The sequence below is a fragment of the Streptomyces boluensis genome (assembly GCF_009908195.1).
Lineage (GTDB): Bacteria > Actinomycetota > Actinomycetes > Streptomycetales > Streptomycetaceae > Streptomyces > Streptomyces boluensis.
Map to the genome: position 1 here is coordinate 1 of NZ_JAAAHS010000241.1, position 11,839 is coordinate 11,839.

The 11,839-nt window shown below is 68.7% G+C and carries 9 protein-coding genes and 1 pseudogene; 2 read left to right on the plus strand and 8 right to left on the minus strand.

Annotated features, from left to right (window positions below):
- From GUY60_RS25360 to ureA, 4 genes are all read right to left on the minus strand, one after another.
- Positions 1-1,303: MFS transporter (locus tag GUY60_RS25360; protein ID WP_161701747.1), on the minus strand; the 1,303-nt coding region annotated here is incomplete at its 3' end.
- Between the two features lie 63 nt (positions 1,304-1,366).
- Positions 1,367-3,031 carry an amidohydrolase gene (locus GUY60_RS25365; protein WP_161701749.1) on the minus strand — a complete coding sequence of 555 codons (1,665 nt, stop codon included), beginning with the start codon at positions 3,029-3,031 and terminating at the stop codon, positions 1,367-1,369.
- Positions 3,032-3,042: 11 nt separating this feature from the next.
- Positions 3,043-4,728 (minus strand): urease subunit alpha, encoded by a 1,686-nt coding sequence (locus tag GUY60_RS25370; RefSeq protein WP_161701752.1) that lies wholly within the window; start codon positions 4,726-4,728, stop codon positions 3,043-3,045.
- Positions 4,725-5,369, minus strand: coding sequence for an urease subunit gamma (ureA, locus tag GUY60_RS25375; RefSeq protein ID WP_188132901.1), 645 nt, complete (start codon positions 5,367-5,369; stop codon positions 4,725-4,727). The genes GUY60_RS25370 and ureA overlap by 4 nt, the downstream gene beginning before the upstream one ends.
- 104 nt (positions 5,370-5,473) lie before the next feature.
- Between ureA and GUY60_RS25380 the strand changes: the two genes are divergently transcribed.
- A complete protein-coding gene (locus GUY60_RS25380) occupies positions 5,474-6,715 on the plus strand; it encodes a PucR family transcriptional regulator (protein WP_161701754.1) in 1,242 nt (413 codons plus the stop codon).
- Positions 6,716-6,939: 224 nt separating this feature from the next.
- Here GUY60_RS25380 and GUY60_RS25385 read toward each other — a convergent pair whose 3' ends face one another.
- From GUY60_RS25385 to GUY60_RS25395, 3 genes are all read right to left on the minus strand, one after another.
- Positions 6,940-7,335 (minus strand): Lrp/AsnC family transcriptional regulator, encoded by a 396-nt coding sequence (locus tag GUY60_RS25385; protein WP_161701756.1) that lies wholly within the window; start codon positions 7,333-7,335, stop codon positions 6,940-6,942.
- 264 nt (positions 7,336-7,599) lie between these two features.
- Entirely contained in the window at positions 7,600-8,232 is a 633-nt protein-coding gene (locus tag GUY60_RS25390; protein WP_246235625.1) for a DUF2461 family protein, read from the minus strand.
- Between the two features lie 278 nt (positions 8,233-8,510).
- Positions 8,511-10,022, minus strand: a complete 1,512-nt coding sequence (locus GUY60_RS25395) for an alkaline phosphatase family protein (RefSeq protein ID WP_312866417.1) — start codon at positions 10,020-10,022, stop codon at positions 8,511-8,513.
- Positions 10,023-10,513: 491 nt separating this feature from the next.
- On the opposite strand from GUY60_RS25395, the gene GUY60_RS25400 reads away from it, so the two are divergent.
- Entirely contained in the window at positions 10,514-10,954 is a 441-nt protein-coding gene (locus GUY60_RS25400; protein ID WP_161701758.1) for a DUF3592 domain-containing protein, read from the plus strand.
- A 21-nt stretch (positions 10,955-10,975) separates the two neighbouring features.
- On the opposite strand, the pseudogene GUY60_RS25405 reads toward GUY60_RS25400, so the two are convergent.
- Positions 10,976-11,655 (minus strand): annotated as a pseudogene (locus tag GUY60_RS25405) (IS5 family transposase).
- Positions 11,656-11,839: the final 184 nt, after the last annotated feature.

An 11,839-nucleotide genomic window follows, 5' to 3' on the forward strand; every position in this document is an offset into this window, starting at 1 on the left:
GAGAGACAGTGGTGTCGTGGCGGCGCAGGATTCTGCCTGCGGCCCAGGACCCGGCGCCGGTGCAGGCGGCGATGGCCATGAGCAGCAGCGCGGCACCCCACGAGGCACCACCGGTGGCACTGGTGAGCGTCGTGGCAAGCAGCGGAACGAAGCCGGCGAGGACACCCGAGAGGTTGTACGACATGGCGACGGCGCTGTAGCGGAACTCCTCCGGGAACATGCCGGAGACGACGGCGCCGATCGGCGCGTACGGGATGGACAGGGCGCCGATGCCGAGCGAGACGCCGAGGTAGACCAAACCCGTTTCCTTGGTGTCGACGAGCCAGAAGGCCGGGAAGGCGACCGCCATCGTGACCACAGCGCCGAGGGCGCATACCTTCCAGGCGCCGATGCGGTCGGCGAGACGCCCGGCCAGGACGAGCACGACGATCTCCACCACCGAACCGATGACTGTGGAGTTCAGCATCGTCTGCTTGTCGATGCCGAGGTTGTCGGTGCCGTAGGAAATGACGAACGTGCTCATCAGGAAGAAGCCGCCGACGCCGAGGAATGCAGCCCCGATGCCGATGATCATGCGGCCCCAGGTGCGACGGAAGGCTTCGATGAGCGGGGCCGGCTTGGGGCCGTTCTGCTCGGCGTCCTCCAGCATCTTGTGGAAGACCGGGGACTCCTCGATGTGCACGCGCAGCCAGAGGGCGAAGCCGAGCAGCGGGAACGCGATGAGGAACGGCACGCGCCAGCCCCACGCGTAGAACGCGTCGTCGGGCAGCATCCCGACGAGCGCGAAGGCCCCGGAGGAGAGCAACGTGCCGACAGGAGAGCCGAGTTGGGGCACTGACGAGTAGCTGCCGTGCTTCTCCTTCGGGGTGTGCTCCAGGGTGAGCAGCATCGCGCCGGACCACTCACCACCGACTGAAATGCCCTGCAGGAAGCGGAGTGCGGACAGCAGCGCGGGGGCCCAGATGCCGATCGATTCGTAGGTCGGCAGCAGGCCGATGCAACCCGTCGTGGCGCCCATCATGACGACGGTGATGATCAAGGAGACCTTGCGGCCGTAGCGGTCACCGATGTGACCGAAGATCGCGGCGCCGATGGGCCGGGCGACGAAGCCGACGGCGAAGGTTATGAACGAAGCGATCGTGCCGACCGTCGGGTCGAGTTCGGGGAAGAACAGCTTGTTGAAGACGAGGGCGGCGGCGGTGCCGTAGAGGAAGTAGTCGTACCACTCCAGGGCGGTGCCGCTGAAGGCCGCCGTCAGCAGTCTTCTGATGTCCTTGAGGTCTGGCTTGGTGGGCGTGCTCACGCGTTCTCCAGGGGAGGTGCGGCCGGGGCCGGCCGGAGGGGACAGGGGACCGGAGCGTGCGGGTCAGGTGCGGGTGAGGCCGTGCGGGTCGTGGGCGGGGTGGCCGCCCACGACCGTGGCGAGGACGCCGATCTCACCGATGCGATCGGGGTCATGGCGGACGGGATCGCCGTCCAGGACAGTGAGGTCGGCGAGTTGGCCTGGGACGAGCCGGCCCTTGCGGTCGCCGAAGCCGGTGGCGCGGGCGGACCCCTCGGTCCAGGCGCGCAGCGCGGCGAGCACGGGGATGCTCTCGTCCGGCCCGTACGGGACACCGGTCTCCGTCAGCCGCGTCACCATCGACTGAATCGCCGGGAGGGGTGCGCCGGGCGCGACGGGCCGGTCGGAGCTGCCGGGGACGGGCAGTCCGAGATCCAGGAAGGAACGCATCCGGTACGACCAGGTGGTGCGTTCGGGGCCGAGTGCGGCGGCCATGGCGTCGCCGAAGGTGTGCAGGAAGTTGTGCTGCGGTACGGGGACGACGCCGAGTTCGGCGAAGCGGGCCAGCTGGTCCGGGCGGACGATGCCGGCGTGCTCGATGCGGTGGTGCACGCCGGGACGCGGAAGTGTCTTGTGGGCGCGGGCGAACGCGTCGAGCGCCAGGTCGACGGCCCGGTCTCCGATGGCGTGCGCGGCCACCGACCAACCCGACTGGTGCGCGGCAACGACCAGGTCGGTCATCGCCTCGGTGTCGCCCTGGAAGTAGCCGGTGGGCCGCGCAGTGCTCGAACCGTGTCGCGGGCAGCCGCAGAACGGTTCGGTGACGGCCGCGGTCTTCCCGAGGAGTGAGCCGTCGAGGAAGATCTTCACCGGGCCGAGCGAGAGCCGGTCGTCGCCGAAGCCGGTGCGCATGCCCAGGTCGAGGCCGAGCGTGAGGGTGTCGTCGGCGTGTGCGGTGAGCGGGTGCAGCACGTCGGAGGCGGCCATGAGCTGGGCGCGGGTGTGCAACCTGCCAGTGTCGAGGGCGAGTTGATAGGCGCCGAGCTCAACGGGGGTGTGCCCGATCCAGCCGCCGCCGATCCCGGCCTCGGTGAAGCTGGTCACGCCTTCGGTGAGATAGTGCCGGGTCGCCGCGTCGACGGCGTCGGCGACCGTCTCCACCGGGTACGGCAGGACCTGTTCCTGGACGAGGCTCTGGGCAGTCTCTTCGAGCAGGCCGTTCGGGCGGCCGTCCAGGTCCCGTGCGACGACGCCGCCGTCCGGATCGGCGAACCCCTGGTCGAGGGCGCCCGCCTCGCGTAGCACCGGGGTGTTGACCACGCAGGCATGACCTGAGGTGTGCTTGAGCCATACGGGGCGACCGCCTGCCGCGCGGTCAAGTGCGTCGCGGTGGGGATACTGCCCGCCGAGCTTGTTCTGGTCGAGGCCGGCCCCGATCACCCACGCGTCCGAGGCACGCCCGGAGGCGTCCGAGGCTACAGCGGCGTACACCTCGTCGACCGTGCGGCAGACGGAGACGTCGAGCTGGGTGAGGTTGAGGCCGAACCAGGCGGTGTGGCAGTGCGCGTCGTTGAAGCCGGGCACCACGGTGGCGCCACCCGCGTCGAGGACACGCCTCGCGGACAGCTGATCCACCTCCCCGTCGAGTCCTACAACGATGCCGTTCAGCACGCCCAGGGTGCGGGCCGTGGGCCGCTCGGGGTCGAGCGTGCGGATGCGCGCGTTGCGGACGAGCAGATCGAGTCGCATGTCGGGGCCTCTCAGGCGAAGTGGTGCAGCTGCGCGAGCGGCAGTTCGGTGGCGGGCGCGGTGCCGGTCTCGACGCCGTCGACCAGGACGGGCGCGGGCTCGCGCGGTACGACCACGCGGGGTGTCGCGGTGTTGTGCAGCATGTCGGCGCGGCTGAGTCCCCGACTCCCCCGGATCGGGGCGTAGGTGAGGCCGGTCGGCAGCGCGGCCCGTGCGGCCCGTTCGGTGAGGGCGGCCTCGGCGACGAAGACCTTGGCGAGCCGGGCCGGTGCCGCGCCGAGCGCCCCGAAGTACGGGCGGTATACGCGCGGCTGGGTGAGCCGGGTGGACCCCGACCCCGAGCCGGTGTTGCCCCACGCCACGAACCCTGACTTGATGACCAACTCGGGCTTGCTGCCGAACCACTTGGGGTCCCACAGGACGAGGTCCGCCATCCGCCCGGCCTGCACGGTGCCGACCTCGTGGGCGAGGCCGTGCGCGAGCGCCGGATTGAGGGTGATCTTGGCGAGGTAGCGCAACACCCGTGCGTTCTCGGGGCGTTCCACTCCCCCGCCTCCGTTCGCCCGCGCCTGGACGTGGGCGAGCTGCCAGGTCCTGCGTACGGTCTCGGCGATCCGGCCCATGCCCATCGAGTCGGAGTTGACGATGGAGATGGCGCCGATGTCGTGCAGGGCGTTCTCGGCGGCGATGGCGTGCGCGCGGATGCGGCCCTTCGAGATCGCGACATCGCTCTCGGAGTGGTGGTTCTGCCGGTGCACGGTCATCGTCATCGGGAACAGTTCGCCGACCGTGTTCGGGGTGTACGGGATGGTGGGTGTGGTGGACGAGGGCAGGATGTTCGGCTCGGAGAGGATCTCCAGGAGGTCGGGGTGCCCGCCGCCGCCCTCCACGTGGTACGCGTGCACGGTCCGGCCGCGCGTGGCGCCGACGGTGTCCCTCAAATACCCCGACTCGTTCATGGAGTCGGTGTGCAGGGCGACCGGCAGATCGGCCTGCTCGGCGGTGTCGAGGCAGGTGTCGATGATGCGCGGGGTCGCGCCGAAGTCCTCGTGAATCTTGAAGCCGCCGGCCCCGGCGAGGGTGATCTCGTCGAGCAGCGCCCGCGAACTCGACGAACCCCGGGCCAGGAACGCGATGTTGAGGGGCGTGCCCTGCCAGGCACTCATCAGCGTATGCAGGTTGTGGGTGGGGTTGCAGCCGATCTCCCACACGCCGCCGAGCCCCATGCCGACGAGCGTGGTGACTCCGGCGGACAGCGCGGCCGGGGCGACCTCGGGCGAGGACAGGTGCACATGGCTGTCGACCACGCCGGGAGTGGCGATGAGCCCCTCTCCCGGCACGACCGAGGTGTGCGAGTCGATGGCGTAGTCCACGTCCATGACATCGGGGTTGCCGACACGGCCGACGGAGACGATCCGCCCGTCCTTGATCCCGATGTCGGTCTTGCGCACCCCGAGCACCGGGTCCATGAGAACGACCCCCGCGACGACCATGTCGAGGGCCGACGCGCGGTCGGAGCGCGGCGAGGCAAGCAGCCCGTCCCGGACCGTCTTGCCGCAGCCGCCAAGGAGTTCATCGCCCGGGTGACCATCGTCGGCCTCGACCTCCACCCACAGACAGGTGTCGCCGAGCCGGATCCGGTCCCCTGTGGTGGGCCCGTACAGGGCGTTGTAAGTGCGACGGTCGACGTGGGTCATGCCTGCTCCTCCTGCGCTTGTGCGTCAGCGGACGGGTGCCGGGCTGAGACCACCTCGACCTCCCGCTCGACGCCCGGCTCGAAGGCCAGCGCGGTGCCGGCCGGAATGTCGAGACGCATCCCGGCGGCCGCGCGGCGGTCGAGGTCGAGTGCGGCATTGGCCTCGGCGAGGGGGTAATGAGAGGAGAGGTAGACAGTGCGGTCGCCTGTGTTGCGAATACTCAAGCGGGACCGCTGCCGGCTCGGATTGATCACGACCGGCTCGGTCGCGAGACGCACCTCACCCGGTGCCGTTGAGGCGTCCGTGTCGGCCGAGGCACTGGTGGAAATGGGCCGGTCGACGGCGACGAGTGACGTCCCGGAAGGGAACAGCGCCTCCACCTGTACCTGGGGGATCATCGCCGGGACGCCTTCCATCACGTCGGCCTCGGTCAGCACCTTGCGGGCGACCTCGATGACCCCTTCCAGGGGAATTCCGTCCCAAGCAGCCTCGAGGATCTCGTCGCAGATCAGCGCGATGGCTTCCGGAGCGTTGAGCCTGCGGCCTCGCGCGAGCCGCCGTCGGGCCAGTTCCGCGACGGTGAACAGCTCCAGCCTCTCCCGTTCGCGAGGAGTCATATGCACAGCGGTGCCGCCCTCCATGTGATCGGATCAGGCCACGGCCTGTCAGACACACAAAGCATTGACGTGGAGCGTCATCCAGCCAACGTTGAAATGCCACCGACGCAGCGCCGAGAATTGTGCACATGCACACTGACCCGCCCTTCTCCCCCTCCGCGGATCCCAGCCTCTTCCCTTCCCCCGACCCCCACGTGGCCGACCTGGCACGCCAACTCCTCGACGAGATCGACACGGTGGTCGAGGTCTGGCTCGAGTACGTACGGCCGGTGCGCTCGCCCTACGCGAGCCGCGTCTCAGAGGAGGAATTCCGCGAAACCGCCTGGCAGGCTTTCGAACTGCTGCTGCGCACGGTGGCCCGCATGCCGATACCCGAACCGATCGCTTCGGTATCGGAGCGCGTCGGAGAGCAACGCGCCCGGCAGGGCGTCCCGTTGGCCACGCTGCTCGAGGCAGCGCGACTCGACTTCCGTGTGGTCTGGGCGGCGCTGGTGCGCAAGGCAGGCTCGGAGCACAGCGCTCAACTGGTCAACTCCGCCTACCAGGTGTGGGAGGCAGTCGAGAAGCATGTCACCGGCATCATGACCTCCTACCAGCGGACGGTCCTGGAAATGGGGCGGCGCACGGCGGACGAGCGGCGCATGTGGTTCGCGCGGCTCGTCGACACCGAGGGCCGAAATCCGACGGTGGTCGCAGACGCAGCACATGCCCTCGGCTTCACCACGAACGCAGAGTTCCTGTGCGTCGTGTCGACCGCTCAGGACAGCACAGCCATGCGCAAGGCAGCGGCCGAACTACGAGCGCTGGATGTGCCGGTCCAGCTCCAGGAACTCGCGTCGGACGTGGTGCTGGCCGTACAGCTGGATCGCCGCACGACCGAGGAGAAGGTCCTGGACAAGCTCCACGACCAACCCTGCGGAGTCGCGACCACCCGGGGCGGACTCGCCTTTGTGCCCCGCGCGGTGACCCTCGCCGCCGCCACCGCGAGGGCACTCCCCCCGGAGGCCACACACCCGCGCCGCCTCGAGGACAGCTGGCTCGACGTCCTGGTGCACCGTGCCGACGACGTGGCACGCGACCTGGCAGACGACGTGCTCAGAGGTCTCCGGACAGCCGACGTCGCCCAGACCGAGGCCGATCGCCTGCTGGAAACCGTTCAGGTCCACCTCGCGGGAACCGGCATCGTGGCCGACACGGCCACCGCTCTCTACTGCCACCGCAACACGGTCCAGCACCGATTCGGCCGCTTCGCCGAACTCACAGGGCGGGACGTACGCCGCCCCGAGGACGCAGCGTTGGTGGCGCTGGCGCTACGCGCGGCCGGGCGGCGTACGCATACGGAGGCTCAGAACGCCCCACATCACGAGTAGGGCGATCTTCGTTGCCGGAGCCTCTTACAACCTGGCGTCGTCGTCAGCGAGTCAGGGAGTCCTGGGCAGCGACGAGGCTCACGGTAGACGGCTTCTCGACCAAATCAGGAGTTCGCCGGATACCGCTTTGACCAGGTTGAACACCTCGCGGACGCCATACCGCTCGAGTCGCACGCATTACGCCGCAGGCTGGGGCGACGTTGAGCTCGGACAGCTCGAGCGGCTCACACACGAGGGCGGTCGAGCAGTCGGGACAGCACAATCACACTCTCGGTCCGGTCGATGACGGGGGCCTCACGGAGCCTCTGAATAGCTTGCTCCAGGTGCGGAATGTCCCTGGCAAGCATGTGCAGCACCGCATCCGCCGCACCGGAGACCGTGTACGCCTCGATGACTTCCGGAATCCCTTCCAGGTGCCGTCGCAGCTCGGCCGGAGGGGGATTTCCGCTGCAGCACACCTCGACGAACGCCTCGGTCCCCCGGCCCAGTGTTTGCGGGTCGATGATCGCTGTGAACCCGCGGATTGCGCCCGAGGCGACCAGACGATCGAGCCGCCGCTTGGCAGCGGGCGCGGACAGCCCGGCCGCTTCACCGATTTCGTCGGTGTCGCGGGCCCGCAAAGATCGAGGAGACGCTCCCCAGGGACGATGCTCACCCCAGCATCGGCGGGCAGTGTGGCGCAGTTCAAGGTGAGACGTGCTGGAGGCCCGTCCCCGTCCCGCGTGCTCTCGGCACGGGACGCCGTGATCGTTCGGGCGCGCTCTCGCCCGTCCTTCGCCCGCTTGGTCGTGATCGTCGACGGCGACGTGCCGGTCGCGGTGCATCCCCGCCAGGTCTGGCGACACGGTGTGGTTCCTCCCGTGCCGCGCGGCTCCCTCGTGATGTCAGGCGGCGGGCTTCACGTGGCGGACCAGCCACGTCAGCAGGGCGTCCAGGTCGGCGGCGGCCGAGAGGACCCGGTCGACCGCCTCAGGGGTGTGCAGCCACTCCTCGCAGCCGAGGGGGCGGGCGGCGATCAGGGAGCGGTGGCGCAGCAGGTTCGTACGGGAGTGGTCCGTCGGATAGCCGCGCGGGGGCCGTTTCATCACGTCCCCGGAGACGTCGTAACCCTTCTTCCCCAAGTCCTCGACAATGGCGGACAGTTCGCGGCCGCTCCCCTCGGAAGCCACAGCCTTGCGGAACATGTCCACCTGGCCGGGATCGGGGTACCACCAGGCGCCCTGGATGCGCAGGCCGTCCAGGGAGAACCGGAGACCGACCTCGATCCTGCGGCCGAGCCGGATCACCGCGCTCTGGTGCTGCCACCACCAGCAGTCGGTGCGGTAGTGCCAGACGGAAAAGTCCTCGTACCGGGGGTCGGTGTCCGCGACCTCGTTGAGCAGGGCGATCATCGGCTGCCGGACCAGGCGTTCGCGGTCCGCGCGACAGCGCTCGCGAGTCGCGTGGCTCGGTTCGCCCTGGAGCTGCCACAACACGTCCATGGCCTGCTCCGGCCAGCCGGTGAACTGTCCGCGCATGCGGGCAGGTTAGCTCAGCCATGCTCCGCGCGCGGAGAGTGGGACGGGTAGGGAGGCGTGAACCGCTGTCGAGCTGTTGGGCACAGCGAATCTCGCGATCAGGAAGAGTCCCCTCTGGAGCCTGGAGTCCCGGATTCTCCAATTCCGGAATCGGGTAGCTTCTGTCGCTGGACGGGGAGCCCTGGCTACCCCCAGGTGCTGGAACAGCCATAGATGCGACCTGAGGGAGGGACTCCGGGGGTCCTGCCAGAGTCCCCGGAGTCCCGCCCCCTCCAGGCTCATCGCGCCGACCGCCGCCCGTCCCCTGCCGTCACGGACACCTGGTCGACGACCCAGTACCAGTTGTTCCCGCCTGTGTAGCGGAACCGGAACCGGGCCGTGCGGGCAGTGCCCGGCACCCGCAGAGCGAGGCGCTCCACGCGGGACGGGACGTTCGCTTCGTACACCTTGAGGAGCTGCGGTTCGCCGTCGTCGTACGAGACAGAGACCTCGCCCTTCTGGCTGCCCTCGTGGCGGTAGTACGTGGTGTAGGTGAGGGTCGCGCGGGCGCCGCCCGTGACCGGGTAGGCCGGACTGACCAGAGTGGAGTCGAAGGTTCCGGTGACGCTCTTGTCGTGCCACTCGTCGCCGTCGGCCACCGCGAAGACGCCACGCGCGCGGACGTTGGACTCACGCTCCTGGCCCGCCTCGGCCTTCGTCCAGAACTCGTCGGTGGTGAACGTCCAGCCGCGCCACTCGGTGACACCGCCCGAGCCCATCGCGGAGTTGTCCACGCTCCAGCCGCTCGGCGGGGTGTGGGTGAAACCGATGACGCCGTCCCCGATGCCGGTCTCGTCGGCCGGGGGCTGCAACTGGCCACGCAGCGCGTCGAACGCTTCGGGCGTGGGCTGCTGCAGGGGCCGGCCGTCCAGGTTCCAGGCGGGGTCGAGCGGGATTCCCAGGTGGGCCAGGGCGGTTGCGGCCACGTCCGGCATCTTCACGTCGTGCCGTACCACGCCCGCGCCGAGGCCGGAGCCGGTGGCGATCAGGAAGGTCTGGCGCTCGGCCCAGCTGGAGCCTCCGTGCCCGCCCGCGTCGGTGTGGCCGTGGTCGGTGGTGACGAGGAACAGCCAGTCCTCTTCGCCGTACGTGGCACGGGACTTGACGGCCTCCATGATCCGGCCGACCTGCGCGTCGGCGCCCTCGATCGCATCCAGGTACTGGCGACTCGCCGCCCCGTGGTCGTGCCCCGCGTGGTCCACGTTGTCGAGGTGGACGAAGACGGCGTCGGGGTCGGTGGTGCCGAGCTTGTCGACCGCGCGCCGGGTGGTGCCCTCGTCGTACTCGGCGGACGGAGTGGAGATCCTGGTGTCCACCTTCGGGCTGAAGATCGTGTCGGTGATGGGGTTCCAGGAGCAGATGGCGAGCGTGCCGAGTTCGGGCTTGGCGGTCTCGATCCGGGTCAGGAAGTCCGGGTACTCGGCGAACCTGTGACCCGTGAAGGCGTTGTCCTTGGCGTTGTGCTTGTCCGGCCATACTCCGGTGAGGAGCGTGGCCCAGCCCGGGCCGGACATGGTGGGGGCGAGCGGGTTGGCGTAGATGCTGCTGGGCGCGGAGACACCGGCCGCCATCAGGCCTTTCAGGGCAGGCGAGTTGGCCTCTTCGACGCGGTTCAGAAGTGCTCCGTCGATGCCGATGACGAGCACCTTCGGAGTCTTGGCCGCGGCTCGGGCGGCACCGGTGAGCGGGCCGGCCGCGGCGGCTATGGCAGCGGTGCCGAGCAGGACGGAGCGGCGGGACAGAGGGCGCACTCGATTCTCCAAGGTGTGGTCGAGCGGGGCGTGTTGTGGTGATCGGCGATCGGCCGGTTCGAGCCGAGGCCGGGGCTTCCGCACGGAGTGGCCGGTGCAACTCCCTTGTACGGGCGGTGAGTTGCTCGGCCGGATGGGCTGCTTCAGGTGTAGCGGACCACCGGCTCAGGGTCTAGACCCGTTACCTTTTCGCGATCCTTGAGGGTGATCCTCACGCGGGGGTCCCCGCTCGGTGAAGTCGAGGCGAACTGTTCTGGAAAGCGTGGTGTGCCTCGCCTGCAGGCGAGTTGGGCCCGCTCCTGGGCCGCCGCATCGAAGCTCCTCAAAAGGACCAACGACCGTCACGGTGAACACCGGTGAGTACTAAGACCGCGTCCTACGTGGTGAGGCGGATGTTGGCCTGTTCTGGCCTCGTCGGCGTCTCCGCACAGCCCACCGCTTTCACCAGGAACCGCATCCAGTCGATGTAGCGTCCACTCCTGCGACAGGAGATGCCCGAAGAGTCGTGCAAAGCATGGAGGGGCGAGGCAACGGTGTGGGTGGGGATGTCGCTACTGGGAGGTCTCACCCTCCTCGGGTTCGGCACCCGTGAGGCCATGATCCAGTACCGCCTCCAACGAGAAGGGATCCGCGCCGGGGGCCTGGTGGTCCGCCACCACAGGAGTAGCTCCGGAAAGGGGCGTGGCCCTGTCTACTTCGCGGTGGTCGAATTCGTTGATGCGCAGGGTAGTCGGCACACGTTCCAGGGCAGGTCATCCGGAGTCAAGGGCCTTCCCGTGGGCGGTGGGGTCCCAGTGCTCTACCTTCCCGACGCCCCGAAGGCCGCGCGAATCGACCTCACCAGGAGACGGATTGGGGAAGTCGCGTCTCTTCTCGCGGGCGGCACCCTGTTCACGGCCATCGGGATCTGGATGCTCGCCACCGGCCGTTGAGCTTGTTCCTCAGACCGTGTGCTACATGGTCGGCTTGAGGAATCGCTTGTAGCAGCAGAGAGCGGCTGCCAGTCCGAGAAATGCCAGGTAGGTGCAGGTGCCTGGTTTCCGCTCGTAGCGGTGGTTGAGGCGGCGGTATCCAGTCAGCCAGGACATGGTTCGCTTGATGACCCACCTTCGGCGGCCGAGTCGTTCGCTGGAGTCGATGCCCTTGCGGGCGATGGCCGAGGCTGTCGTGGGTGTTGGCTGCGGAGAGTCCGACACGTAGGGGCAGTCCGCTCGCGTCGGACAAGATGTCCATCTTGGAACCGGGATTACCCCGGTCCACAGGGCTCGGACCTGCAAGTTCGCCCCCCTTTAGCGCGGACATGGGCGGAGTCAAGGACCGCGCGCGACAGATCGATCAGCTTCCGACCGTCCAGGAACTGGAGCACCTTCTGGTGCAGTCGTCCCCACACGCCGGCCCGGGACCACATGAGGAAACGGCGGTGCACAGTCGACTTCGAGGCCCCGAAGCAGGGTGGCAGGACACGCCAGGCACAGCCGCTCACCAGCACATAAATGATCGCGGCGAACACCGCCTCGTCATCAATGTTCGCGACTCCACCACCCTGCGGACGCACCCTCGCCGGCGGCAGCAACGGCCTCGCCAGCTCCCACAGGCCATCCGGAACGATCCATCCCCACCGCCCACTCCCCATAGTCATACCAACGACCAACTGGCCATGTAGGACGCGGTCTGAGCAGCACTAAGCAGTGCAGCTCAAGAGGCGGAATCTGAGGCCGAGTTGAGGAGATGTACGGGCCTCGGTCAGGACCCGGGGGTCAGACCGCCGGTTTGTTCACGAGAACTGCTTCCGACCCAGCTTCTGGTCGAGGTGGGCG

Excerpts from the sequence above, each read along its gene's own strand:
- GUY60_RS25400 (WP_161701758.1), top strand. The coding sequence starts at position 10,514 with ATGCCCGAAGAGTCGTGCAAAGCATGGAGGGGCGAGGCAACGGTGTGG.
- GUY60_RS25380 (WP_161701754.1), top strand. The coding sequence starts at position 5,474 with ATGCACACTGACCCGCCCTTCTCCCCCTCCGCGGATCCCAGCCTCTTC.
- GUY60_RS25365 (WP_161701749.1), bottom strand. The coding sequence starts at position 3,031 with ATGCGACTCGATCTGCTCGTCCGCAACGCGCGCATCCGCACGCTCGAC.
- ureA (WP_188132901.1), bottom strand. The coding sequence starts at position 5,369 with ATGGAGGGCGGCACCGCTGTGCATATGACTCCTCGCGAACGGGAGAGG.
- GUY60_RS25390 (WP_246235625.1), bottom strand. The coding sequence starts at position 8,232 with ATGCGCGGACAGTTCACCGGCTGGCCGGAGCAGGCCATGGACGTGTTG.
- GUY60_RS25370 (WP_161701752.1), bottom strand. The coding sequence starts at position 4,728 with ATGACCCACGTCGACCGTCGCACTTACAACGCCCTGTACGGGCCCACC.